The sequence below is a fragment of the Streptomyces spiroverticillatus genome (assembly GCA_014650415.1).
GTDB classification, from domain to species: domain Bacteria; phylum Actinomycetota; class Actinomycetes; order Streptomycetales; family Streptomycetaceae; genus Streptomyces; species Streptomyces spiroverticillatus.
Map to the genome: position 1 here is coordinate 168,987 of BMUX01000014.1, position 23,495 is coordinate 192,481.

Here is a 23,495-nt window from a genome sequence, read left to right on the forward strand (position 1 = left end):
CCAAAGGAACCGACATGCCGCACTCCCTGCCCGACCTCCAACACGCCGTCCTGGACGGCGACTTCGGACCCCCGCCGCACGAGATGACGGTCACCAGCGCCTTCTGGCTGCACCACACCACGCGACTCGCCGGCAGCCCGGTCACGTACCGCAACAGGTATCTGCTGATGCGGTCCGGCGACGCCTTCGGCGCCTGTTCCTTCGAGGGCGAGGAAGTCACCGCCGACTTCTGCGCCGAGGCCTCGGGGCAGACGCTCGACACCCTCCTGCGGCACGACACGCCTGCGGTGCGCGTCGCCGCGCTCGACGCCTACCTCGGACGCGTACGACCGCACCGCGCCGACCCGCACGCCGAGCCCGTCCTGCTGCCCGCCGGTGCGCCGGAGGAACGGGCGCGGGCCAGGGACGCGGCCGTCGCCGGGCTCCTGGACCTCGTACCCGGTACGAAGGTCGCGCTCATCGGCGTCGTCAACCCGCTCGTCGCCGCGATACGCGAGCGGGGCGGCGTACCGCTGCCCTGCGACTTCCACCTGCGCACCACCCAGTGGGGCGACCCCGTCACCGACGACATGACCGAGGTCCTCGCGCAGGCGGACGCCGTGGTCGCCACCGGCATGACCCTCGGCAACGGCAGCTTCGACACGATCCTGGAGCACTGCCGCAAGCGGGCACTCCCGCTGACGGTGTACGCCCAGACCGGCAGCGCCGTGGCCCGCGCCTTCCTGGGGTCGGGTGTGACCGGGCTGTCGGCGGAGCCGTTCCCCTTCTCCCAGTTCAGCGCCGACGCCACCGCGTTGTACCGGTACCGGACGGGGCGGGCATGAGCGACGCAGCCTCCCCGAAGCCTCCCGGGCCGACCGCCGCGGACCACTCGGCGGTGCCGGGCGACCTGCACATGACCCGCCTGCTGTGGCCGTTCGTCCTCGCCTCGGCCGCCGGGCTGGTGCCCTTCACCGTGTACGGCACCTTCCTCGTACCCCTCGCCCACGCGGCGGACGGCAGCGTCGCCGCACTCGGGCAGCTGCGCGGCCTCGGCGGACTGGCCGCCCTCGCGGTGGGCACCGCGCTGGCGCCGCTGCTCGACCGGGTGCGCAAGGAGCGGGCCGCTGCGGCAGGGCTCGCTGTCCTGGCGCTCGCCTCGGCGCTCGGCGCGAGCGGCGACTTCCTGCTCCTGGCGGCGTTCTGCCTGCTGGTCGGCGCCGGTACCGCCGTACTGAACCCGGCCCTCACCGCGGCCGCCGCCGACCGCTTCACCGACGACGCCGCCGCCGGACGCGCGGCCACCCTGATCACGGCCACCCAGTCGCTCACCGCCCTCCTCGCTGCGCCGCTCGTGGCGCTGCCCGCTCTGTTCTGGGGCTGGCAGGGCGACTTGTGGGCCGTCGCCGCCCTCACGGCCGTGCTCGCCCTGTACTTCCTGCTGCGGGGCGGCCGCGAACAGCACGGCACGGACCCGGCAGAGGGGCCGGAACGGCCGGGATACCTGGCGTCGTTCCGGCTGCTGGGGGCGCTGCCCGGAGTGGTGCCGCTGCTGCTTGTCGCCCTGCTGCGGACGGCGGCCTTCATGGGCTACCTCGCCTACCTGGCCGCGTACTACGACGAGCGCTTCCGGCTCGGCCCCGAGACCTTCGCGCTCGTCTGGACGCTCAGCGGCACGTCCTTCTTCCTCGGCAACCTGTGCGCCGGGCGGCTGCTCAGCAAGGAGCGGCGGGGGTTCACCGGCGAGCGTCTGATGGTGCTGGCGCTGGGGGTGGCCCTGTGTGCCCTCATCGGCGTCTTCCTCTCCCCATCCCTGCTGCTCGCCCTGCCGCTGACGGCCCTGCTCGGCGCGGCCCACGCGACGGTGGCGGCCTGCGTCACCACCCAGCTCGTACGACGCTGCGGCTCCCTGCGCGGAACGGCCCTCGGCGTCAACGCCGCCGGAATGAGCTTCGGAGTCTTCCTCGGCGCCGGTCTCGGCGGGGTGGGCCTGGCGGTCGGCGGCTATCCGGGCACGGCGGCGGTGCTGGGTGCGCTGACCCTCGTGGCGCTGCTGCTCAGCCTCCCTCTGCTGCGCGACGGATGAAGCCCGTGAGGCTCTGGCTCACCGACCCCCGGCGTGTCCGGCACCGGTGCCCGTGCGCCCCTGTACCGCCGCACCAACACGTCCGGATGCGGCATCAGTTGACGGGAGACAGCTCACCTGCTGCACGCGGGGGAGGAAGGGAGCGCACGCCGGTGCAGACCTGCTGACCGTCCGGTACAGCACGCGCCGCAGCACCCGCTCCCCGAACCGGGGTGCAAGGCAGGCGCCCGCCGCCCCCTGCCCTCCCCTCCGGGTGTGCGGCGAGCGGCGGTTCCCTACCGGGCCCGCACACCGAATGGCGGCGGCAGCAGCTTCTCGTGCTGCCCCGTGAAGGGCGCTGCCTGCCCACGGAGCGGGCCCGGAACGTACACGCGGGAGGGCGAGTCAGGATTAGATCTTCAGGACTCCCTTGCCGAACTCCTTCTTGATGCCCGGCCCGTGCGCCTCGCACTTCTTCTTGGCCTCGTTGACCTTCATGCCCGCAGCGAACGTCTTCCCCTGGTAGGGGCCGCTGGTGACACGCCCCACCGCGCCGACGGCGACCTCGTAGTCAGCACCCACCTCGGCCTTGCCCGCGAACGCTCGGGCGATCTGGAAGGTGAACTCCGAGGTCTCCCCCGACTCCCACTTCACGGTGCCCGTTCCCGAGGACTTGCCGCCCAGACAGCTGATCTTGCCCTCGCCGTTCGCCTTGAAGTGGCCGCCCTGGGCGTGGGAGCCGTCCTTGGGGGTGCAGGGGCCGAACTTGCCCAGGGCCTCGAACGTGGTCGGCGTGTTCTTGCCGGAGGGGTGGAGCCTGGGCTTGAACGTCACGAGCATGGTGGCCTCGCAGTTCAGGTCGATCTTCGGCTCGGCAGCCGGGACGCGGTGGGACGGCAGGGCCTGGACGGGCACGGCGGCCGCGCCGAGGGCACCGGCCACCAGGGCGGCGGTGCTCAGGACAGCAGTGGGGCGAGGGGACACTCGCACGACAACTCCTTCGGACACCAGGACGGAGGACATTCCCCCGCCTGCTGGGATCCGTAGACACCACCCCCGCCGCCTATGCATCGAGTCCCCCAAGCCCCCTCCACTGGAGGAGCGCACTCGGCTCCGTCCCACTGGGGGGGGGCGGTGGCCCTCGTGCTGCTCTCCGTGAGAAAAATGGGCGGCGCGACCATCGCGGCGAAAACCGCCGGATGTTTCGCTCGCCGTCTGCCGCAGACCGGCGTCCTCATCGCGTCCGCTGTCATGGTCGCCTACGGGCTCCAGGTCGCCGGTGTTGTTCGCCGTCACCGGCTGCTCCCACGACGGCGCGGTCAAGCGCGACGCGTTCGTCACCGTGCGGGGGTGGGTCAGCGGCCTTCTCGGCCTGATGTGGGCCCTGATGTTCTGCCTGCCCAAGCAGGCAGACAAGCAGTCCGACAACCAGGCCGACTGAGCCACCCCCAGGCCGCGGAGGGCGACGAGGAAGATGGCTGACCTCCTGCGCATGTCCGGTAGGTCAGAGCGCTCGTTCGCTGCCTGTTACCGGACCCCGCGGCCGGGGGCGGGCGGGGTGCGCGGTCGCAGGCGCTCTCCCTGCGGCCCGAACATGATCAGGTACTCGACCGGCCCGCCGGCACCGGCGTTCGCGACCCCGTGCGGGGTGCGGGTGTCGAACTCGGCAACGTCCCCGGCGACCAGGACGAGGTCCTGGTCGCCGAGCGCGAGCCACAGCCGCCCGTACAGGACGCACAGCCACTCGTAGCCGTCGTGGGAGACCTGCCGCGGGCGCGCCGGTGGCTTCTCGACGGCGGGCAGGACGTGCTTGTGGGCGTGCAGTCCGCCGACGTAACGGGTCAGCGGCAGGACTGCCTTGTCGTCACCGAGGCTCAGCGGCACCGAAGGGCGGCGTTCGGGCGCAGGGGCGGGTGCGGTGCCCGCCAGCTCGTCCAGGGAGACGCCGTACTCCTTCGCCAGTCGCAACACCACCTCCAGGGTGGGCCTGCGCCGACCGGTCTCGATCCGCGACAGGGTGCTCGGCGCGATGCCGGTCGTGCCGCTGACGCCGGTGAGTGTGGCACCGCGGCGCTCGCGTGCGGCCCGCAGCAGGGGGCCCATCGCCGCCAGTGTCTGGGCCACGTCGTCGCCTGTCACCGCCCCTGCACCTCCTGAACCTGGCACTCCATCGCCCTGTCCTGCAAGTTTGCCAGCACGGCAAAGGTCTTCGCGTCGGGCGGGCGCCGCGCAGCATGATCGATGGGTACCCGTGACCACCGGCGAACCGAGGAGAACCCCCATGCAGGACCAGCCGTCCGCCGCACTCCGTCACCGCACCGTTGAGAGCCCGGCCGGGCGCCTGCACCTGGTCGAGCAGGGCACCGGCCCGTTGGTCCTGCTCGTACACGGCTTCCCCGAGTCCTGGTACTCCTGGCGCCGTCAGCTCCCGGCCCTCGCCGCGGCCGGCTACCGGGCGGTGGCGATCGACGTGCGCGGCTACGGCCGCTCCTCCAGGCCCGCGGCGACCGACGCCTACCGGATGCTCGACCTGGTGGCGGACAACGTCGCCGTCGTGCGCGCCCTCGGCGAGGAGAGCGCAGTGGTCGTCGGCCACGACTGGGGCTCCAACATCGCCGCCGCCTCCGCCCTGCTCCACCCCGAGGTCTTCCGCGCGGTCGGCCTGCTGAGCGTCCCCTACGCGCCGCCCGGCGGGCCCCGACCCACTGACGTCTTCGGCCAAATCGGCGGCCCCGAGGAGGAGTTCTACGTCTCGTACTTCCAGGAGCCCGGCCGCGCCGAGGCGGAGATCGAGCCGGACGTCCGGGGCTGGCTGGCCGGTTTCTACGCGGCGCTGTCCGCCGACACCATGCCTGCCCGGGGCGGGCCAGACCCGCACTTCGCTCCGCGCGGCGGCCGGCTGCGCGACCGCTTCCCCGCCGGTGCCCTCCCGGCCTGGCTGACCGAGGACGACCTCGACGTCTACGCCGGGGAGTTCGAGCGCACCGGGCTGACCGGCGCCCTCAACCGCTACCGCAACATGGACCGCGACTGGGAAGATCTCGCTCCCCACCGCGGAGCCCCGATCAGGCAGCCGTCCCTGTTCATCGGCGGCGCCCTGGACGCCTCCACCACCTGGATGTCCGACGCGATCGCCGCCTTCCCCACCACCCTCCCCGGCCTGACCGCCTCCCACCTCCTGGACGGCTGCGGCCACTGGATCCAGCAGGAACGCCCCGAGGAGGTCAACCGCCTGCTGACCGACTGGCTCACCACCCTCACGGGCTGAACCGCCGGGAACTCCCCCTCACGTCCGGTGTGTTGTGCAGGACAGTTCTGGCAGACCGTCATGTTCCCACCTGGCACCCGGGACAACGAGCCGGTCCGCGCCGCCGGGAGGCGCCCACCGCCGCCCGGATCCTCACTTGGCACTCGTCCAACTCCCCCACGCAGTAGCCGTGCAGGCCATGTCGGCCGTGAACCGTCACGCCCCTCCGGCCACAGACCGGAAGACCCTGCACGGCCCTGCGGCACTCACGTACCCAGGTACTCAGGTACGGGTGCTCATGTGGGGCCGCCGGACGGTCGCAAAAATGTGATCAAGACACGGACCCGATGTGAAGGAATGGCGAATACCCTTCTCCGCTGAGGTACGTGCCCTGCCTGCCTCCCCCACTGGGGGCGGGCCCGGCGGCCTGTCGCCGCCCGGGAGGCCTCCCCCATTCACCGAAAGAGACAGACATGAGTCGCGATCTGCAACTGCGCGCCGCCACGCCCGAAGACCTGGTCTGGATCCACGAGTTGCGGCACCGCGTGTACGCCCAGGAGCTCGGCCAGCACGCTCCGCGCCCGGACCGGCGGCTGTCCGACGGGCTGGACGGCGACAACGTCTACCTCGTCGCGGCCCGCGGGCCGATACGCATCGGTTTCGTCAGCCTGACTCCGCCGTGGGTGGGCCGCTACGGGCTGGACAAGTACCTGACCCGTGACGAACTGCCGCTGCTGTCCGAGGGCGGAGCCTTCGAGGTCCGCATCCTCACCGTGGAGCCGCGCTGGCGCAGCACGGCGGTCGCCCCGCTCCTGATGTACGCGGCCCTTCGCTGGATCTCCTCCCGGGGCGGCCGCACGGTCGTGGCGATGGGCCGTACCGAACTCCTCGGCATGTACGAGGCGGTCGGCCTGCGCCCCGTCGGACGCACCGTCCACAGCGGTGCCGTGAGCTTCGAGGTCCTGACGGGCGAGGTGGCCGCACTGACCCGGTTGGCGGCCGCCCGCTACGGCACCGTCCTGGAGCGGCTGACCTCCGTGGTCGACTGGCAGTTGGACGCGGACCGGGCGACCGGGCCGGACGGCTGCGAACACGGCGGCGCCTCCTTCACCGCCATCGGCACGGACTTCCGTACCCTGCACCGACGCCACGAGGTCGTCGCCGCCGACGTACTGGACGCCTGGTTCCCGCCCGCTCCCGGCGCGGCCGCCGCACTCGCGGAGGACCCGGCCTGGACCGCCAGAACCTCGCCGCCCACCGGCGCCGAGGGCCTGCTGTCGGAAATCGCCACGGCCCGCGCACTCCCCCTGGAGTCCCTCGTGGCCGGGGCCGGATCCTCGGACCTGATCTTCCGGGCGTTCGGCCGGTGGCTGACGCCGGAGAGCAGGGTCCTGCTGCTGGACCCGGGGTACGGCGAATACGCCCATGTCACCGAGCGTGTGATCGGGTGTCAGGTGGACCGTTTCCGGCTGCACCGGAAGGAGGACTGGCGGATCGACTTCGACCGGCTGGCCTCCGTCGTCGCCACCGGCCGCTACGACCTGGTGGTCGTCGTCAACCCGAACAATCCGACCGGCCGGCACGCGCCCGCCGACGCGCTGCGCACCCTGATCGCGGGCTCCCCGGCCGCAACCCGCTGGTGGATCGACGAGGCCTACCTCGGCTACGTGGCCCTGTCGGAGTCGCTCGCCCCGCTGGCCTCGGTGGATCCGCGGGTCGTGGTCTGCACCTCGCTGTCCAAGATGTACGCGCTGTCCGGTGTACGGGCCGCCTTCCTGGTGGCCGACCCCGCCACCGCGGCAGTGCTGCGCCGGTGGACGCCGCCCTGGGCGGTGAGCCTGCCCGCACAACTCGCCGCAGTGGCCGCCCTGCGGGGCCCCGAGCACTACCGCTCCCAGTGGCTCCGCACGCACGCCCTGCGCGGCCGGCTGGCCGCCGATCTCGCCGCGGTCGACCCCACCGCCACGGTCGACGAGGGCGTGGCGAACTTCCTCAACATCACCCTGCCGAACGACGGACCGAGCGCTGCCCGCCTGGTGCGGGAGTGCCGACGGCACGACGTCTACCTGCGCGACCTGTCGCCGCTCTCCCCGCAGTACGAGGGACGCACCGTACGGGTCGCGGTCAGGGACGAGGCGGAGAATGCCCGCATCGTCGCGGCGTACGCAGCCGCGCTGGACGCACTGCGCCCCGGCCCGCTCGCGCTTGGGTCCACCGTGTCCCCGGCCCGTTCCGTCGCCGGGCACGCCCAGTGATCTCATTCGCCTCCCTGGCCCCCTTCCTCGGCGGGGCCCTGGCGGTCGGCGGCATCGCCGCTGCGCTCACCGGTCGCCGCGAACTGCTGATCCGCTGGTGCTGCTGGGCGGTCGCGGTGCCCGTCGTCATCGGGGCGTTCTGGTGGGGCGGCCCGGGGGTGACGGCCGTCGCGCTCGTGGTCGCGGTGGTCGCGGCACTGGAGTACGGAGGGCTCCTGGGCCTGCCCCGGACGGACCGGGCGGTACTGGCTGCGGCAGTCTCCGGCGTGGTGCTGACCGCGTGGCTGGCCCCGGGCAACGAGGTCCGGGCGGCGGCGGTCGGCGCACTGGTCCTCGCTGCGGTCCCGCTGCTTGCCGGTGACTCCGAGCACGGGTTGCGCCGGCTCGGGGCCGGACTGCTCGGGCTGGTCTGGCTCAGTGTGCTCGCCGGTCTGGTGTCGCTCGGGGCGGTCGCACTCGCGGTGTTCATCGCCGTCTCGGTCGGCGACATCGTCGCGTTCTTCGCCGGTCAACGGCTGGGCGGACCACGGCTGTCCCCGCTCTCCCCGGCCAAGCGGTGGAGCGGCACGCTGTGCGGTGCGGCGGCCGCCCTCGGCGTGCTGGCCGCACTGTCGGCGCTGAGCCTGCCGACGGCGATCGCGGTGGCGGTCGGCGCCCCGGCGGGAGACCTCCTGGAGTCCATGGTCAAGCGGGGTGCTCGGGTGAAGGACTCCGCACAATGGCTGGCGGGCTCCGGCGGCCTGCTCGACCGGATCGACTCGCTCCTCCTCGCCCTGGCCGTTCTCCTCCTCCTGCGCTGACCCGAACGACCTGGCATGCCACTGCAGCGTCCCCGAGGGCGGGCGCTGGTCGACGGGCCGTACGCGACCACTGCCGCAGGGCGTCTGCAACGGCGCCCCGCCACAGGCGCAGTCCGCTACTCGGGGCCGGGCAGGTATGCCCGCAGGCAACCGCGAACCCGGTACGGGCCGTCCCCGGAGGTCCACGGTGCGTAGAGTTCCATCGTGCCGTCGGGGCCGGTCCTCTCCTCGATGCGGGCACCGAGATGTGCGGCCCAATTGATCATTTGCTCGCGGGTCTCTTGCGGCGTGTAAAACGGCTCGCCCGTCTCCCCGGTGAGGAAGCCGTCGTCGTCCAACAACCACACGTTCATGTAAGGCAGCAACGGGTACACCCGGTCGGCATGTTCCCTGAGCTCGTCGAGAAAGACCTGGGCGCGCCGGTAGGCCGGCGAGCCCGGGCCGGAAGCAGCATCATTCGTCATATCCCGTCACCCTAGAACGGGGCCGCCGACCAACTGCCGGGTGGGGTGCCGCAGCCGCACCCGGCGTACCGGGCCGCTGACCTGGACCTGTGGGCCCGGCACGTGCTCCTGGACAATCAACCAGTTGGTGCTGGAGCCTTATCGACACAGCCCGTCCAGCACCTGGCCAACCACACGAAGGCAGTCCGCACGGCGGCGTAGTGGCAAGCGCACCGGAGCTGGTCCTTCGTGATGGTGCTGCCCTGCTCGCGGCACATGGTTCGCCAGGTACGCCGCCGCCGATTCCGCGGTACGTGCACAAGACCCGGCCACCGCGTCACTGCGCGGCACGGTCCGCGATGTCCTGTGCCGCGAGGTAGCCGAACGTCATGGCCGGGCCGATCGTCGAGCCTGCGCCCGCGTAGCTGTGCCCCATCACCGCTGCGCTCGCGTTGCCCGCCGCGTACAGGCCGGGAATGACCGAGCCGTCCTCGCGCAGGGCGCGCGCGGCCGTGTCGGTGACGATGCCGCCCTTGGTCCCCAGGTCCCCGGGCACGATCTTCAGGGCGTGGAAGGGCGGCAGCCACAGGGGGGCCAGCGTGGAGTTGGGGGCGACCGCAGGGTCGGCGAAGTAGTGGTCGTACGCACTGTCGCCGCGCCCCTGGTCGGTGTCCTTCCCCTTGCGCGCCTGGCCGTTGAAGCGGTCCACGGTCGCGCGCAACGCCGCCCCGGGCACGCCGATCGCGCGGGCGAGCCCGTCCAGGGTCAGCGCCGAACGTACCGCGCCCGAGGAGTACCAGGAGGCAGGGAAGGGCAACGTGGGCGCCACCGTTCGGAACAGGTACCGGTTGCGGTAGTTCTGGTCGACGATCAGCCACGAGGGGATGCACGGGTCTGCGGGATCGCGGTCGTACATGCGGTGGACGACATCCGAGTACGGTGCGGCCTCGTTGACATACCTCTTGCCTGCCGCGTCCACGAACAGCCCGCCGGGCAGGGTGCGTTCGGCGAGGCAGAAGTAGGGCCCGTCGGGCAGCGGGACCGTCGGCCCCCACCAGGCGTCGTCCATCAGCGCGAGCGCCGCCCCCGCGCGCTGTCCCGCGCGGATGCCGTCCCCGGTGTTCTCCTTCGCCCCCATGGTCCACTCGGTCCCGATAGGGGCGCGCTGGTACTGCCTGCGCATGGCCGCGTCGTGCTCGAAGCCGCCCGAGCCGACGATCACGCCGTGCCGGGCGCGCACCAGGCCGGGTGCGCCGGCCCGTTCGACCAGGACTCCACTGATCCGGCCGCCCTCGGTGTGCAGGTCGACCAGCGGCGTGTTCAGCCACACCGGCACGCCCGCGTCCAGCAGCCCCTTGCGCAGCGCCCCCGCCAGCGCCTGACCCATCGTCAGGGGCTTTTCGCCGCGCAGCGCCGCCGCGGTGCCGCGCGCCACGGCCTCGGCGGCCACGGCGGCGCCCTTGGCACTGACCGCGGTGAGGTTCAGCCACCGGTAGTCCTGGCTGAAGATCACCATTCCGGCGGGCACGGGGAGGTACGACGGGTTGAGGTGCGCCAGTTCCGGGCCGAGGCGATTCCCGTCGAAGACGTCCGGCTCGATGGAGCGCCCCACCGCCAGGCCGCCGGGCCGCTCCGGATAGTAGTCGCTGTATCCCTCCATCCAGCGGAAGCGCAGGGGGCTGTTGCGCTGCACGAAGTCGATCATCTTCGGTCCGCCGGAGAGGAAGGCCCGTTGCCGTTCCACGGGTACGTCGTCCCCGGCCACCGACGCGAGGTAGCGGGCCGCCTTGTCCGGGGTGTCGGGAACTCCGGCGCCGAGAATGACGGGGTTGTTGGGTATCCAGATGCCCGCTCCCGAACGGGCGGCGGAGCCGCCGAAGGTCGGAGCCTTCTCGACGACCAGGCAGCTCAGCCCCCGTCCGGCGGCGGCGAGTGCGGCGGTGAGACCGGCCGCGCCCGACCCCACCACGACCACGTCATAGGTCCCGAGGACCGGCGCGTCGGCGGCGTACGATCTCGCGCCGGACCCCAGCAGCCCGGTGCCGACTGCCAGCCCGGTGGCGCCGAGCACCGCACGACGCGAGGGCAGAGTGATATCGGGCACGGCAACTCCAAGTGCGAGAGGGAGAGTTGATGGTCCGTCAGAGGCTAGGCGGTGCAACTTGGCGGCTCCCGCCTACGATGTCAAGGCACAACGAGACCTCGCTCGCCGGGCAGCCGTGGTTCAGCGGAACGTCCGGGGCGACCGTACGGTTGGAAGCGTGGTGTCAGCCCTCCCCCGGCGGGGCACCCCGTCGGCCGCGTCAGCCGGGCTGCGGTCGTTCTCCGGCTACGGGGTACGGGACGAAGGTGCTGCTGTTCTCGTCAACGGCGAGTGGGCGGTCCAGCGGCGGCACCGCTCGCTGTGGACAGTCGGTACGTGTGCAGAGGCGGCAGCCCATGCCGATGGGGACCGCCGCGCCCGCGTTGGTGAGGTCGAGGCCGTCGGAGTAGACGAGCCGGGAGGCGTGCCGGATCTCGCAGCCGAGGCCGATGGCGAAGGTCTTGCCGGGTTCGCCCCAGCCGCCCCGGTGGCGGGTGACGGCGCGGGCGGTCCACAGGTAGCGCTGGCCGTCGGGCATGGCTGCGACCTGGACGTGGATGCGGCCGGGCGCGGCGAAGGACTCGTACACGTTCCACAGCGGGCAGGTACCACCGGCGCGCGAGAAGTGGAATGCGGTGGCGGACTGCCGCTTGGACATGTTGCCTGCCCGGTCGACGCGGACGAAGGAGAAGGGAACCCCGCGCAGCCTGGGCCTTTGCAGCGTGCTGAGGCGGTGGCAGACGGTTTCGTAGCCGAGGCCGAAGTGGTCGGTGAGGCGTTCGATGTCGTAGCGGAATTCCTCGGCCGTCTGGTGGAAGCGGCGGTACGGGAGGATCAGCGCGGCCGCGAAGTGGTTGGCGATGCCGATCCGGGCGAGCGGCCAGGCGGGCGCATCCGGTGCGAAGTCCTCGGAAGCCAGCGCGGAGATTTCGTCCTCGTGTTCCAGCAGGGCGAGTTGGGTGGCCATCCGGAACGCCTGCTGACCGGGGCGCAGCCGCGCCGAGAGGTGGAGCACCCGTGCCTGCGGATCGAAGCGGTGCAGGTGCTGGGCGCTGTCCGAGGCGAGCCGTACGCCGTGCCGGTCGGCGAGCCGGGCCGCCAGGGCGCCGAGGACATCGCCGGGGCGGATGCCGATGCCGGCGGACAGTTCCTCGGCGGCGAGGTCGATGTCGTGGAGGTAGTTCTGGCGACGGTAGAAGAACTCCCGGATCTCCTCGTGGGCGGAACGGGGCTGTGCCGGGGTCTCCGGTCCGCGCCCGTCGGCGGTCTCGGTGAGCCGTTCCGTCAGGCGCTGGTTCCGGCGGCCGAGGTCCACCAGAAGCGTCGCCACGGCGGGCACCCGGGAGGCGAGGTCCGCGAGGTCGGAGCCGGTGACGCGGCCTGCGGCGACCTCGTCGGAGAGCGCGTCGCGCAGGTCTGCCAGCAGCCGGCTGGTGTCCCGCTCGGAGAAGAAGCCCGGGTCGATGCCGAACGCCTCGGTGAGCCGCAGCAACACAGGGACCGTCAGGGGCCGGGAATCGTGCTCCATCTGGTTCAGATAGCTCGGCGAGATGGCGAGCACGCGGGCCAACTCGGCCTGGCTCAGCCGCCGTTCCTCACGCAGTCGCCGCAGTCGTGCACCCGCGTACGTCTTGCCCACCGCGTTCCTCCCCGATTTCCGCGCCACCGAGCCCTCAACGTCAGGATGCTCGGCCCTTGCCGCCACCCTATGTGCGAGCAGGCTTGGCAAAGTTGGCAAAGCAGATCCTGAAGATTCGCAGGAGTTGGCAGACGTCCGCACTTGATGGCACTGAGTGCCAGTGCCAGAGTTCAGAGCGCGGCCGGCCGGAGCCCGGCAGGCGGAGCGAGAACCGGGGCACCATTCACGCCCTGACGTCGGCGATCCCGGCATCCCCTCCCCTGCGCGGCAACATTGCTCACTGGTGCTCACACGGTTCCGGTTGGCCGCACCCTCTTCGAAAGCAAGGGCACTTGGTGCCACGTTTCGCAGGCTTTACATCATGTACTCGGGAGACAGTCATGGCACAGGCAGGAACGACAACAGGCACGACCGCCGAGCAGCTGGCCCAGCGGTGGGCGAGCGACCCGCGCTGGCAGGGGATCGAGCGCACCTACACGGCCGAGGACGTGGTCCGCCTCTCCGGCAGCGTCCGCGAGGAGCACACCCTCGCCCGGCGCGGCGCCGAACGGCTGTGGCGCCAGCTCCACGAGCAGGACTACATCCACGCGCTGGGCGCGCTGACCGGCGGCCAGGCCGTGCAGCAGGTGAAGGCCGGTCTCCAGGCGATCTACCTGTCCGGCTGGCAGGTGGCCGCCGACGCCAACCAGGCCGGCCACACCTACCCCGACCAGTCGCTCTACCCGGTCAACTCCGTTCCCCAGGTGGTCCGCCGGATCAACAACGCCCTCCTGCGCGCCGATCAGATCGCGGTGAGCGAGGGCGACACCTCCACCGACTGGCTCGCCCCGATCGTCGCCGATGCCGAGGCGGGCTTCGGCGGTCCCCTCAACGCCTTCGAGCTGACCAAGGCCATGATCGCCGCGGGTGCGGCAGGCATCCACTACGAGGACCAGCTCGCCTCCGAGAAGAAGTGCGGTCACCTCGGCGGCAAGGTCCTGGTCCCCACTGGCCAGCACATCCGCACCCTCAACGCGGCCCGCCTCGCCGCCGACATCGCGGACGTCCCCACCCTGATCGTCGCCCGCACCGACGCCCTCGCCGCGAACCTCCTGACCAGCGACGTCGACGAACGCGACGCCCCGTTCGTGACGGGCGAGCGCACCGCCGAAGGGTTCTCCCGCGTCCAGAACGGCATGGCCCCGGTGATCGCCCGCGGCCTCGCGTACGCCCCGTACGCCGACCTCATCTGGGTGGAGACCGGCACGCCCGACCTGGCCCAGGCCCGCGAGTTCGCGGAGGCGATCCACGCCGAGCACCCGGACCAGATGCTCGCCTACAACTGCTCGCCGTCCTTCAACTGGAAGGCGGCCCTGGACGACGACCAGATCGCCAAGTTCCAGCGGGAGTTGGGCGCGATGGGCTACCGCTTCCAGTTCATCACCCTGGCGGGCTTCCACTCCCTCAACCACGGCATGTTCGACCTGGCGCGCGGCTACGCCGAGCACGGCATGACCGCGTACGTCGACCTCCAGGAGCGTGAGTTCGCCGCCCAGGAACACGGGTTCACCGCCGTGAAGCACCAACGCGAGGTCGGCACCGGGTACTTCGACCAGATCTCCACCGCCGTCAACCCCGCCTCCTCCACCACCGCGCTCTCCGGCTCCACGGAGGAAGAGCAGTTCCACTGAGCCGAGCCTTCTTCTGCGGCCAGGTTCGCCGCGCCCCTTCGCAGGGCGCGGCACCGGCCCCGTAGTCCCGTCCGCACCCCGGTGCGCGCCCACTCCCCCACGCACCCCCTCCCGTTGAGGAGACCCGCATGACCACCACCGCTCTGCGAGGCACCGTCGAGGTCCTCGGCGCCCCGGGCGACCGCCACGACGAGATCCTGACGCCACAGGCGCTGGAATTCCTCGGCCGCCTCGACGCGGCCTTCGCCGGCCGGCGCCTCGACGTACTCACCGAGCGACGCCGTCGCGCCGACCGCGCCGCCTCTGGAATCCCGCTCGCCTTCCCCCTGACCGGCATGGCGGTCCGCGCCGACACCAGCTGGCGGGTTGCCCCTCCCGCACCGGGCCTCCTCGACCGGCGGGTGGAGATCACCGGGCCGCCCGAGCGCAGGACGGCCGTGAACGCCCTCAACTCCGGCGCCCAGGTGTGGATGGCCGACTTCGAGGACGCCACCTCCCCCACCTGGAACAACATCATCGGCGGCCAGCTCACCCTGCTCGACGCCGTCCGACGCCGCATCGACTTCACCACCCCCGAGGGCACCGAGTACCGGCTGCGCGAGGATGCCGACCTCGCCACCATCGCGGTGCGTCCGCGCGGCTGGCACCTGGTCGAGAAGCACCTGGTGGTGGACGAACGGCCGCTGTCCGCCTCACTGGTGGACTTCGGCCTGTACTTCTTCCACTGCGCCCAGCGGCAGATCGACGTCGGTCACGGCCCGTACTTCTCCCTGCCCAAGCTGGAGAACCGCGAGGACGCGCGCCTGTGGAACGACGTGTTCCTGCTGGCCCAGGACCTGCTCGGCATCCCCCGCGGCACGATCCGCGCCACCGTCCTGATCGAAACCGTCACGGCCGCCTTCGAGATGGAGGAGATCCTGTACGAACTGCGCGAGCACAGTGCGGGGCTGACCGCGGGGCGCTGGGACTACCTCTCCAGCCTGATCAAGACCCTCGGCCACCGCCCCGACTTCGTCCTCGCGGACCGCTCCCAGATCACCATGACCGCCCCCTTCCTGCGGGCATACACCGAACTCCTCGTCCGCACCTGCCACAAGCGCGGCGCGCACGCCATCGGCGGCCTGGCCGCGCAGATCCCGCGCAAGGACGCGACGGCCGACGAGGCCGCGTTCGCCGCCGTACGGCTCGACAAGGAGCGCGAGGCGGAGGACGGCTTCGACGGCACCTGGGTGGCGCACCCCGGCCTCGTACCCCTCAGCCGCACCGCCTTCGACCAGGTGCTCGACGGCCGTCCGCACCAGCTCGACCGCACCCGCGAGGACGTGGACGTGGTTGCGGCCGATCTTCTCGCGGTCCGCCGGTCCGGCGGCGCGCCCTCGGCCGAGGGCCTGCGGACGAACATCTCCCTCGCTCTGCGCTACTTCGACGCCTGGCTGCGCGGCACGGGAGCCGTCGCTCTCCACGGGCTGGTGGAGGACGCCTCGACCGCCGAGATCGCCCGCGCCCAGATCTGGCAGTGGATACGCCACGGAGCCGTCAGCCGCGAGGAGGTGCGCCGGATCGTGCGGAGCGAGGCCGACGCCCTGGGCGCCGAGTGCCCCTGGGCCCGTGTCGACGATGTCTGCGCGATCTTCGAACGTGCCGCCCTGGCAAGGGACTTGCCCGCCTTCTTCACCACCGACGCCTACACCCGCCACCTCGTCACCAGGGCCGGAGGCCGGTCATGAGCACCCCGATCACCCGAGTGGGCATCGTCGGCGGCGGCCAGATGGGGGCCGGAATCGCGGAAGTCTGCGCCCGCGCCGGACTGGACACCATCGTCTGTGAGGCCGACACACTCGCCGCCCGCGCGGCGCGGGAGCGGATCGCCGTTAGCCTCGAACGTGCCATGCAGCGGGGCAAGTTGGACCGGATCAGTGCCGAGTGCGCTCTGGAACGTACGGTCTTCACCGCCAGCCTCGACGACCTGGCCGACCGACAGCTCGTCATCGAGGCCATCGCGGAAAACCCCGCCGCGAAGACGGAGGTCTTCGCGGCCCTCGACAAGATCGTCGAAGACCCCGAAGCGATCCTGGCCACGAACACCTCCTCGATCCCCGTGATGCACCTGGGCATGGCCACCCGTCGCGCCGACCGGGTGCTGGGCCTGCACTTCTTCAACCCGGTGCCTGTGCTGCCGCTCGTCGAGGTGGTCGCCTCACTGCACACCTCGCCGGAAACAGCCACGGTGGTGGCGGACTTCGCCTCCGGAGTGCTCGGCAGGACCGTGGTGCGCTCCCAGGACCGGGCCGGGTTCGTCGTCAACGCGCTGCTCGTCCCGTACCTCCTGTCCGCGATCCGCATGGCCGAGTCCGGATTCGCCACCGCGACCGACGTCGACGCGGGGATGGAACTGGGCTGCGCGCACCCCATGGGCCCGCTGAAACTCGCGGACCTGATCGGCCTGGACACCGTCGCCTCCATCGCGGAATCCCTCTACGACGAGTTCAAGGAACCGCTCTACGCCCCGCCTCCGCTCCTTCAACGGATGGTCGAAGCAGGGCTGTTGGGCCGCAAGACGGGCCGCGGGTTCCATACGTACGACCAGGGCTGAGGGGCCCGGGTCCGTCGCACCGCTGAGGGGCGTGCGACGGGTGCGGAGCGGACGGGAGGTCTGCTCCGCACCCTCTTCGTGCCGAAGCGTCACTCGCGCCCCGCTCTCGCCTGTCGGGCCCGCGATGGAGGCCCCTTGATCCGCAGGAGGGCGTAGAGCTTCGCGGCGACGGTCTCGGTCGCCGCAAGGTGAGCGAACCTCGACGGCCGTCAGGGGCTGATGATCAGCCCCACTGTCGCCAGGGCGCCGCCCGCGAGGGCCAGGAGCGTCATTCGCCGGGCGTTGCGTACGTAGCCCTGGCGGCGCTTGCGCTCCCTGCGGACCGCGACCTTCGTCCCCAAGTGCACCCGCCTGGTGTTCTGCGGGTCGAAGACGAGGGGGTAGCGCTGTCCGACGACGTGGGCGTGGCCCACGCTCGCACCCTGCTGGTGCCGGCCGGAACCTTCCGGGGACTGCCACGCGTAGACAGCGCTCGCGTACCCCCTGGTGCCGAACGGCACCAGGCTCAGTACGCGACATCCGCCTGGAGTTGACCGCCACGCAAACGGCGCTCGAATCCGTCCTCCGGCCCGATCCGAGTCAAGGTGCTGAGGGAGGGCGAGGCGCTTGTTCTCGCGGACAACCTGTCGCCCGTGATCACGCGGTTCGACGGCATGTGGACGTGGGACACCTGGCCCACGATCACGAAGGAAGTCGCAGCACTGCGCAAGACGAACGAAGCGGAACGCGCCCGCGAGAATGCTGCCCGGAGGAAGCAGGCAGCGGATCACGCGGCCCAGTGTCCCTTTGGGGCATGCGGGCAATGTCCAGGGTCCGGCCCGGAGTGCGTACGTTCGTCCGATGGCGCGTTCGAAGCACTTCGGGAGGGGAGAGAGGGGCAGGCCTTGGAGCTTCGTTGCCAGTGGAGCGCCGTTGCGCGAGGACGTCCTTGTGCGCACCGATGCCGCGTCTGTGGAGCAATGCCTCGCAGTGTGCTTGCCCCGCCTGCGTGAGCTGGGCTTTTCGCTCCCTGTGTGAGAGAGCGGGTGTGACCGTACCGCCGCCGTGGATGTCAGTGCGGGCTGCTTACATGAGCCCATGGACACCGTGCACACCACCGCCGCCCTCCTCCCGGACCCCGCCGAGCTCCGCGCGTACCTGCGTGCGCTGGCCGTGCTGGACCAGGCGATCTGCCGCGACCCGCGGTTCTCCCGCTACTCCTTCTCCGCCACCTGGGGGCCTGGGACGGAGGCGGCCCTGATGGACAACGGCTCGGGTGACGACTTCTCCGTCCTCTTCACCCCGGCCGGTGTGCTCGTCCGCGGCTTCGACCACGAGTCGGAGATGAGCCCGTACGGCACGGACGACGAACAGGTCTGGCCCGGTGTCATCGACGAGGTGCCCACCGCGCTGCGCCCGCTCCTGGACGACCCGGCCTTCGTCGACGAGGGCCTCGGCGCCCCGCGGGTCACCGTCTGCCTGTGGTGGGAGACCGGCGGCAGCGCCTGGCGCACCGGCTCGGGCATCGAGTTCCCCCCGGGCAGCCCGGACCCGGACGGCTCCGGGCACCTCTTCCGCCTCCTCACCGACCGCTCCCCCGAGACCGTCCAGGCGCACTTCGAGGAGGACTACGGGCGGCCCGTCCCCCTCGACACCGTCCGCCACGTCCTCGCGGGCCACCCCCTGACCCCCGAAGCCGCCTGCGGCCTCAACCCGGCCGCCCTTGCCGACGAGGCCCTGCTCCGCCGGATCGCCGCCAACCCCGAGGCCAAGGCATACCTCGCCTGCGACGGTGAGTTCGACCTCACGCGCACCGACCCCATCGAGTCGATCGCCCTGCCGGCCGGTCTCCCGGTGCAGCCCGTGGCCGGCTGCAACGCGGGAGGCACCCACTACCTCTGCGGCCCGGCCGGCCCCGACCACGTCCGCCCCGTCCTCTACACCGATTCCGAGGGCCAGGCTTCCCTCATCGCGGAATCCCTCGCCGAGGCGCTGACCCTGGCCATCGTCCTCCCCTCCTGGCACGACGCCCTGGCCGGCTTCCGTCCCCCCGCGCTCAACGCCGACTACCTCGAGGACAACCCGGACCACCCCGAGGTCCGCGACCGCCTCCTCGCCGCCCTCCGCCTCCCCCCGGCCACCGAGCCCGAGGTCCTGGCCCGCCTCCTCACCACGGCCGCCCGCACCGTCCCGGACGGCTTCCTCCCTTCGGTCGAGAGCGAGGAGGACGCGGCCTTCGAACCGATGCTCCGTCTGCCGGCCGAGTAGGACAGCCCCGCCGCGCGCCGCCCTCCGGACCCGACCCACCGTGACGGTGGGCTCGTCGTCGTTGGTGAGGCGGACGATACGGCTGACGGGTTGAGCGCTCCCAGCGGACCGGCCGCGTCAGCGAGACACCAAGCGCCGGGCGGTACAGGCGGATGCTGCCGAGGTGCTTCAGCCGGTGCAGCAGGCGGAAGTTGAGCAGTTCGGTGAAGGCGAACCCGACCACCGAGGCGCCGTGGGTGTCGACATACCGGGACTCGATCTCGGCGTTGGGACCGGGTTCGACCGGCCTTGACCACTGGGCCGGTCCGATGAAGATCCGTAACTTGGTTCCATGGCTGATGAGGGAGAACCGAGGCTCTTTGTAAACCGGTGGGGCGACACATCGGACCCGGCGTCCGTGGGGCGCCCGTCCTACCGGGATGAGTGCAGGTGCTTTGACCAGAACAGGCCGCATCCGCGAGCGCGCGTCGGTTTCCACGCCGAGCAGCAGGACACCTCGACCGCTGGATGGCGGCGGCTGCTGGAACTGGTCGACGAGGCCTCGGCCGACGGACGGGAGGAGTTCCGTCCTTTGGTCGGGCTCAGCCCCGAGGAGCGGCGGCAGATCATCACCCTGCCTCCCAGCATCGCCAAGCTGACAGCAGTCAAGCGGTTCGTGCTCTACGGCAGCAACCTGGTCCGGATACCGCCCGAGATCGGGGCCATGACCAGCCTGGAGGAGTTCACCCCCTACACCTCGTACCGGCTGCACTGGTTTCCCTACGAGATCACGAGGTGCTCCAAGCTGGCCGGGAGCACGGTGAGCACGCGCGCGCTGTACGGCAACTACAAGCTGCGTCCGCCCTTTCCCCGGCTCCAGCCCCCGCACGCCGCCGCTGACCTCGACCTGGCAGAGCTCGATGCCCGCCGATGGGGGGCAACCGCGATGCGCAGTTGCAGTGTCTGCGACCGGCCGATCCAACAGGGTGGGCTCCACCAGGTGTGGATCTCCCTGCGGGTGGCTACCGATGTCCTGCCCCTCCTGGTCAACGCCTGCTCGGCAGCATGCGTTACCACTCTTCCCCGCGGAGCCGAGGACTACGTGCAGGTCCCGCACGCAGGCGGCAATGTCGACCAGCCGGCGTCCGACTGGGACTGATCCGCCAGGGGCCGTCCCGGCGATCATCTGGAGGATGACCTGGTGGCACTTTCACCGGAAACCGTGGAAGAGGACGAGTACGCAGATGGACAGTGACCGGCGGCATTCCGCTGTCGTGGCGCTCGTCGAGCTCGGGCGAAGCCCGCATTACCGTGACCGGGCGGATGCCGGTCACGGCCTGGCGGGCTTCGCCGAGAGGCAGGAGGCCCAGGGGCCGCTGCTGGAGCTCGTGCTCGACCCGGGCGACACCTTCGTCACCCGGATGACCGCAGAAGCCGTGCTCCGGCGAAGGGACCGGGCCGGGCTGACGATCGTCGCCTGCGCATTGGCAGTCGCCAACGCGCATCACAGCGACTGGATCCACACCGCGATCTGCGCTGTGTTCAGCGTCTTCCCCGAAGAGCGGGACGGCGCGATGCGGTTGTGCGAGGAGACGCTCCAGGACCCTGACGACCGTGTTGCCCTGGGAGCCCGTCAGCTCCACGAAGCCCTGGCCGCGATCCACCCGATGCTCCGCCCCGCGTAGAACAGGGTGAGTGATGTCGTGCGCAGGTACTCGACAGGGACGACGCTCGGTCCTCTCGCCACACGGTGGACCGGCGTTCGAGGTGGGCTGCGTAGATGCACCTCATCGCGGTCTCGGCGGCGATACCGAAGACGCGCAGGAGGTGGACGGGGTCGGCGGTGTGGCGGGCCTCGTCGAGGATGCGGTCCTGGCGAGCTTGGACGGGCTCAGGCCCAGGGGACGGCTGCGGGCGGCGAGGCGCCGTACCTGTTCGTCCCAGTGCTGCTGCTTCGCGTGGTGCCGGAAGTCGTCGAGCAGGGTTTCGGCGGCAGGGGTCAGGGAGGGCAGGCGGTCCAGTTCCCGGACGGCGATGCAGGTCCAGTCGTCTGGCCAAGTGCAGGGCTTTGGTCTCCCGGGTCTCCCGCCCGGTCCACCGAGTTGCTCCCCCCATGACGTCTACCTTCAGATCTCGTCACCGGGCACGTTCAGGTACGTCTCGCGCAGGCGTGCCAAGGTCGGGTGCTCAGAGGGCAGGGCTGTGCCGTCGACGGCAGAGATGGCCCGTACTCCGATGCTGACGTTGGTCGCGAAGGCGGCCTGCATGGTCGGTACCGATGCAAGGGTGACGGGTTGGACCTGGTGATCGTGGTGCTGCTGGAGGAGGGCCATGGTGGTGCCCGGCAGGACGTCGGCCTTGGGCCAGACCACGGCACCCTCGGCGTCGATGAACCCGACGTTCCAAGTGCCGCCCTCGGACACGATGTTGTCCGGGCCGTAGAAAAGAGCGTCGTCGAACCCTGCGAGCTGTGCGGTGCGCCGGGCGTGCAGGGCGCCGAACAGGCCGACGTGCTTGACGTGCGGGAGGTCGCGGACGAAGGGCACTGCGGAAACCCGTAGGGGCGGCAGGCTCAGTTCCCCCGAGGACCGGGAGGTGATCAGGATCTGAGGGGTGGCCGCTGCCGCCGGGTCCTGCATACCGAGGTTCGGGTCAAAAACGGTGACCCGGACCGTGAACGTCCCCTCTTGGGCGGTGACTGCCCGGCGGAGGTAGGTGCGGCACTGGTCAAGGTCCAGGTCAGTGCCGAACACGGTGCGGCAGTCGCGTGCCAACCGCTCCAAGTGGAGGGACAGACCACGCACTCGTCGGCCTTCGACACGCATTGAGGTGAAGTGGCCGATGTTGGTCAGGGCCAGGGCCCTGACGGCTTCAAGGGCTACGGGGCGCCCGTTCAGTTCCATCACCCGGCCAGTCTGGCACCGGGGCGTGGCGGGAGTTCATGCTGACCTTGGTGAGGATGCGCCAGGACTTGAGGTTGGCGAAGCCGTGCTCGACGGCCGCGCGTTCGCGGTTGAGCAGGCGGCGGTTCGCTTCCTTCTCCGCGTCGGTGAGGTTGTGGTTCCTGGTGGCCTTGCGGCGGCCGGTGATGATCACCGGCCGGTCTCTGGCTGGTCGTCCAGACCGGCGAAGCCGAGGTCGGCCAGGGCACCGAGGCCGGCTTCGCGGAGATGGGCCTGTGATCTCGCTGGACCGCCGGGGGGGCGAGATTGTCGGCACGTGATCGTCCGTCACGGGTGAGGTCTGGTGTTCCGCAACCGGCTCGGCACCCGATGGCGCAAGCTCGATGCCGGCAGCCATGCGATCGTCGTCCTGGCTGTCCTCCGCCACGACCAACGCCTGCCAGCCCGAACTCGCCAGCCACAGCCCACGCCAGGCCCGTGACCTGCACCTGTGGAGGCCACGGATCGAGGGCGGCACGACCGCACCCCGACACCCGGCCAGGCCCGGGACCTCACCACCGGACGGCTCACCGCTGCCGCGTGAGGATGTACCGCTCACCCGAGTCCGGCTTGCCGATCCAGGTGAAGACCGTGGGGTGTTCTTCCGTACCGCCGAGGTCCCAGCCGAAGCGCAGGCTCGCGCAGTCCGCGATGCCGAGCTCGTACGGCCGGACGGCACCCTCGCTCTCGGTCAACTGCCATTTCCCGGTGCAGTTGTAGGCACCGGACTGCTCACCCGTGGCGTCGTACTCCTTGACGCCCTTCGCCGTCACCGTGCCGTCCGCCGCGAAGCGCAGGCTTGCGCCGTCGCCGTCCGTCCAGGTGCCGACCATGTCGGCTTCGGTGAGCCGGGGCGGTTCGTAGATCTTGAGGATCCTCGAGCTGTACGCCCCGACCCCGACCGCAAGCGTCGCCGCGAACAGCCCCAGACCGCCCAGCGCCACGCCCCCGAGCACCCGCCATCGGGCCCCGGGCTTTCCGGGGTTCCCCGCCGCCCGGGCGCACAGGGCCGCGGGTGCCAGTCCGACGATGAGGCCGAGGGCGAGGACGGGATAAACGAGCAGGTCGCCGGGGCCGTCGAAGCCGGTCAGGAACGTGCAGGAGCCGATGAGCAGCGCCAGGGTGACGGCCACGACCGCCACCGTGGCCAGGGTGAGCTGCCAGCTGTCGCGCCGGCCCGTACGGCGGGCCACCGCACGCCCGAGGAGGACGAGGGGAAGCACCGCCATTGCCGAAACGGCCAGCCCTGCGATCACCGATACGACGGCCAGCAGCACGAGCGCGAAGACGGTGCCGAACAGCCATCCGATGCCGCCTTCACCTCCGTGGGACTCGAGCTGCAAGGCGTACAGGACGCCGACCAGCGCGGCGATCACGGTCTCAGCTCCGATTGCCACAGCCCCGACGGTGAACACCGCACCGTTTCCGCCGTCCGGGGGCCGCACGGGCATGAACCCCTGCGGCAGCACACCTGGATTCCCGGGAGCCCCCGGCGATGTCGGCCCCCATCTCGGCGGCATGGTCTGCGTCATGCGTCCCCCCTCTTTCCAGGC

22 protein-coding genes are annotated in these 23,495 nt (G+C 71.2%); 12 read left to right on the plus strand and 10 right to left on the minus strand.

The window, feature by feature from the left end:
* The first annotated feature begins 14 nt into the window (after positions 1-14).
* Complete coding sequence (locus IE269_RS31015) at positions 15-824, plus strand: Rossmann-like domain-containing protein (RefSeq protein ID WP_189826540.1); 810 nt, start codon at positions 15-17, stop codon at positions 822-824.
* Entirely contained in the window at positions 821-2,065 is a 1,245-nt protein-coding gene (locus tag IE269_RS31020) for an MFS transporter (protein WP_318299666.1), read from the plus strand. The genes IE269_RS31015 and IE269_RS31020 overlap by 4 nt, the downstream gene beginning before the upstream one ends.
* Before the next feature lie 390 nt (positions 2,066-2,455).
* Here IE269_RS31020 and IE269_RS31025 read toward each other — a convergent pair whose 3' ends face one another.
* On the minus strand, positions 2,456-3,034 hold the full coding sequence (locus IE269_RS31025; protein WP_189826541.1) for a hypothetical protein: 579 nt from the start codon (positions 3,032-3,034) through the stop codon (positions 2,456-2,458).
* 289 nt (positions 3,035-3,323) lie between these two features.
* Between IE269_RS31025 and IE269_RS31030 the strand changes: the two genes are divergently transcribed.
* Positions 3,324-3,485: a hypothetical protein gene (locus IE269_RS31030; RefSeq protein ID WP_189826542.1), complete on the plus strand. Its 162-nt coding sequence runs from the start codon at positions 3,324-3,326 to the stop codon at positions 3,483-3,485.
* A gap of 86 nt (positions 3,486-3,571) precedes the next feature.
* Here the strand turns inward: IE269_RS31030 and IE269_RS31035 are convergent, their stop codons facing one another.
* The gene (locus IE269_RS31035; RefSeq protein WP_189826543.1) at positions 3,572-4,183 is read right to left on the minus strand and encodes a helix-turn-helix domain-containing protein; all 612 of its coding nucleotides are present in this window, start codon (positions 4,181-4,183) and stop codon (positions 3,572-3,574) included.
* Between the two features lie 142 nt (positions 4,184-4,325).
* On the opposite strand from IE269_RS31035, the gene IE269_RS31040 reads away from it, so the two are divergent.
* The 3 genes from IE269_RS31040 (at position 4,326) to IE269_RS31050 (ending at position 8,346) form a co-directional block, all read left to right on the plus strand.
* The gene (locus IE269_RS31040) at positions 4,326-5,312 is read left to right on the plus strand and encodes an alpha/beta hydrolase (RefSeq protein WP_189826544.1); all 987 of its coding nucleotides are present in this window, start codon (positions 4,326-4,328) and stop codon (positions 5,310-5,312) included.
* A 452-nt stretch (positions 5,313-5,764) separates the two neighbouring features.
* On the plus strand, positions 5,765-7,546 hold the full coding sequence (locus IE269_RS31045; RefSeq protein ID WP_189826545.1) for a pyridoxal phosphate-dependent aminotransferase: 1,782 nt from the start codon (positions 5,765-5,767) through the stop codon (positions 7,544-7,546).
* Positions 7,543-8,346, plus strand: coding sequence for a phosphatidate cytidylyltransferase (locus tag IE269_RS31050; RefSeq protein ID WP_189826546.1), 804 nt, complete (start codon positions 7,543-7,545; stop codon positions 8,344-8,346). Before IE269_RS31045 ends, IE269_RS31050 begins: the two co-directional genes overlap by 4 nt.
* 116 nt (positions 8,347-8,462) lie before the next feature.
* Here IE269_RS31050 and IE269_RS31055 read toward each other — a convergent pair whose 3' ends face one another.
* The 3 genes from IE269_RS31055 to IE269_RS31065 form a co-directional block, all read right to left on the minus strand.
* Complete coding sequence (locus IE269_RS31055) at positions 8,463-8,810, minus strand: hypothetical protein (protein WP_189826547.1); 348 nt, start codon at positions 8,808-8,810, stop codon at positions 8,463-8,465.
* Between the two features lie 316 nt (positions 8,811-9,126).
* Positions 9,127-10,893: a 3-oxosteroid 1-dehydrogenase gene (kstD, locus tag IE269_RS31060; RefSeq protein WP_472941357.1), complete on the minus strand. Its 1,767-nt coding sequence runs from the start codon at positions 10,891-10,893 to the stop codon at positions 9,127-9,129.
* Positions 10,894-11,092: 199 nt separating this feature from the next.
* Positions 11,093-12,511 carry a short-chain fatty acyl-CoA regulator family protein gene (locus IE269_RS31065; protein WP_189826548.1) on the minus strand — a complete coding sequence of 473 codons (1,419 nt, stop codon included), beginning with the start codon at positions 12,509-12,511 and terminating at the stop codon, positions 11,093-11,095.
* A 380-nt stretch (positions 12,512-12,891) separates the two neighbouring features.
* Between IE269_RS31065 and aceA the strand changes: the two genes are divergently transcribed.
* The 3 genes from aceA to IE269_RS31080 all read left to right on the plus strand — a co-directional run bounded on the left by aceA (position 12,892) and on the right by IE269_RS31080 (position 16,774).
* Positions 12,892-14,181, plus strand: a complete 1,290-nt coding sequence (gene aceA, locus IE269_RS31070) for an isocitrate lyase (RefSeq protein WP_189826549.1) — start codon at positions 12,892-12,894, stop codon at positions 14,179-14,181.
* Positions 14,182-14,309: 128 nt separating this feature from the next.
* The gene (aceB, locus tag IE269_RS31075; protein ID WP_189826550.1) at positions 14,310-15,908 is read left to right on the plus strand and encodes a malate synthase A; all 1,599 of its coding nucleotides are present in this window, start codon (positions 14,310-14,312) and stop codon (positions 15,906-15,908) included.
* Entirely contained in the window at positions 15,905-16,774 is an 870-nt protein-coding gene (locus tag IE269_RS31080) for a 3-hydroxybutyryl-CoA dehydrogenase (RefSeq protein ID WP_189826551.1), read from the plus strand. Before aceB ends, IE269_RS31080 begins: the two co-directional genes overlap by 4 nt.
* Positions 16,775-16,983: 209 nt before the next feature.
* Here the strand turns inward: IE269_RS31080 and IE269_RS31085 are convergent, their stop codons facing one another.
* Complete coding sequence (locus IE269_RS31085; protein ID WP_189826552.1) at positions 16,984-17,187, minus strand: hypothetical protein; 204 nt, start codon at positions 17,185-17,187, stop codon at positions 16,984-16,986.
* 664 nt (positions 17,188-17,851) lie between these two features.
* Here IE269_RS31085 and IE269_RS31090 point away from each other — a divergent pair.
* A complete protein-coding gene (locus IE269_RS31090; RefSeq protein ID WP_189826553.1) occupies positions 17,852-19,021 on the plus strand; it encodes a hypothetical protein in 1,170 nt (389 codons plus the stop codon).
* Here the strand turns inward: IE269_RS31090 and IE269_RS43405 are convergent.
* The gene (locus IE269_RS43405) at positions 18,921-19,463 is read right to left on the minus strand and encodes a Tn3 family transposase (protein WP_318299675.1); all 543 of its coding nucleotides are present in this window, start codon (positions 19,461-19,463) and stop codon (positions 18,921-18,923) included. The two genes, IE269_RS31090 and IE269_RS43405, sit on opposite strands and share 101 nt — an antisense overlap.
* Here IE269_RS43405 and IE269_RS31100 point away from each other — a divergent pair.
* Together IE269_RS31100 and IE269_RS31105 are read left to right on the plus strand one after the other, a co-directional pair.
* Complete coding sequence (locus tag IE269_RS31100) at positions 19,353-20,159, plus strand: leucine-rich repeat domain-containing protein (RefSeq protein WP_318299667.1); 807 nt, start codon at positions 19,353-19,355, stop codon at positions 20,157-20,159. The genes IE269_RS43405 and IE269_RS31100 overlap by 111 nt on opposite strands.
* 85 nt (positions 20,160-20,244) lie before the next feature.
* Complete coding sequence (locus tag IE269_RS31105) at positions 20,245-20,685, plus strand: hypothetical protein (RefSeq protein ID WP_318299668.1); 441 nt, start codon at positions 20,245-20,247, stop codon at positions 20,683-20,685.
* 441 nt (positions 20,686-21,126) lie between these two features.
* Here IE269_RS31105 and IE269_RS31110 read toward each other — a convergent pair whose 3' ends face one another.
* From IE269_RS31110 to IE269_RS31120, 3 genes are all read right to left on the minus strand, one after another.
* Positions 21,127-21,903, minus strand: coding sequence for an aminotransferase class IV family protein (locus IE269_RS31110; protein WP_189826599.1), 777 nt, complete (start codon positions 21,901-21,903; stop codon positions 21,127-21,129).
* Positions 21,872-22,096 (minus strand): hypothetical protein, encoded by a 225-nt coding sequence (locus IE269_RS31115; RefSeq protein ID WP_189826555.1) that lies wholly within the window; start codon positions 22,094-22,096, stop codon positions 21,872-21,874. Before IE269_RS31115 ends, IE269_RS31110 begins: the two co-directional genes overlap by 32 nt.
* A gap of 373 nt (positions 22,097-22,469) precedes the next feature.
* The gene (locus tag IE269_RS31120) at positions 22,470-23,339 is read right to left on the minus strand and encodes a hypothetical protein (RefSeq protein WP_189826556.1); all 870 of its coding nucleotides are present in this window, start codon (positions 23,337-23,339) and stop codon (positions 22,470-22,472) included.
* Positions 23,340-23,495: the final 156 nt, after the last annotated feature.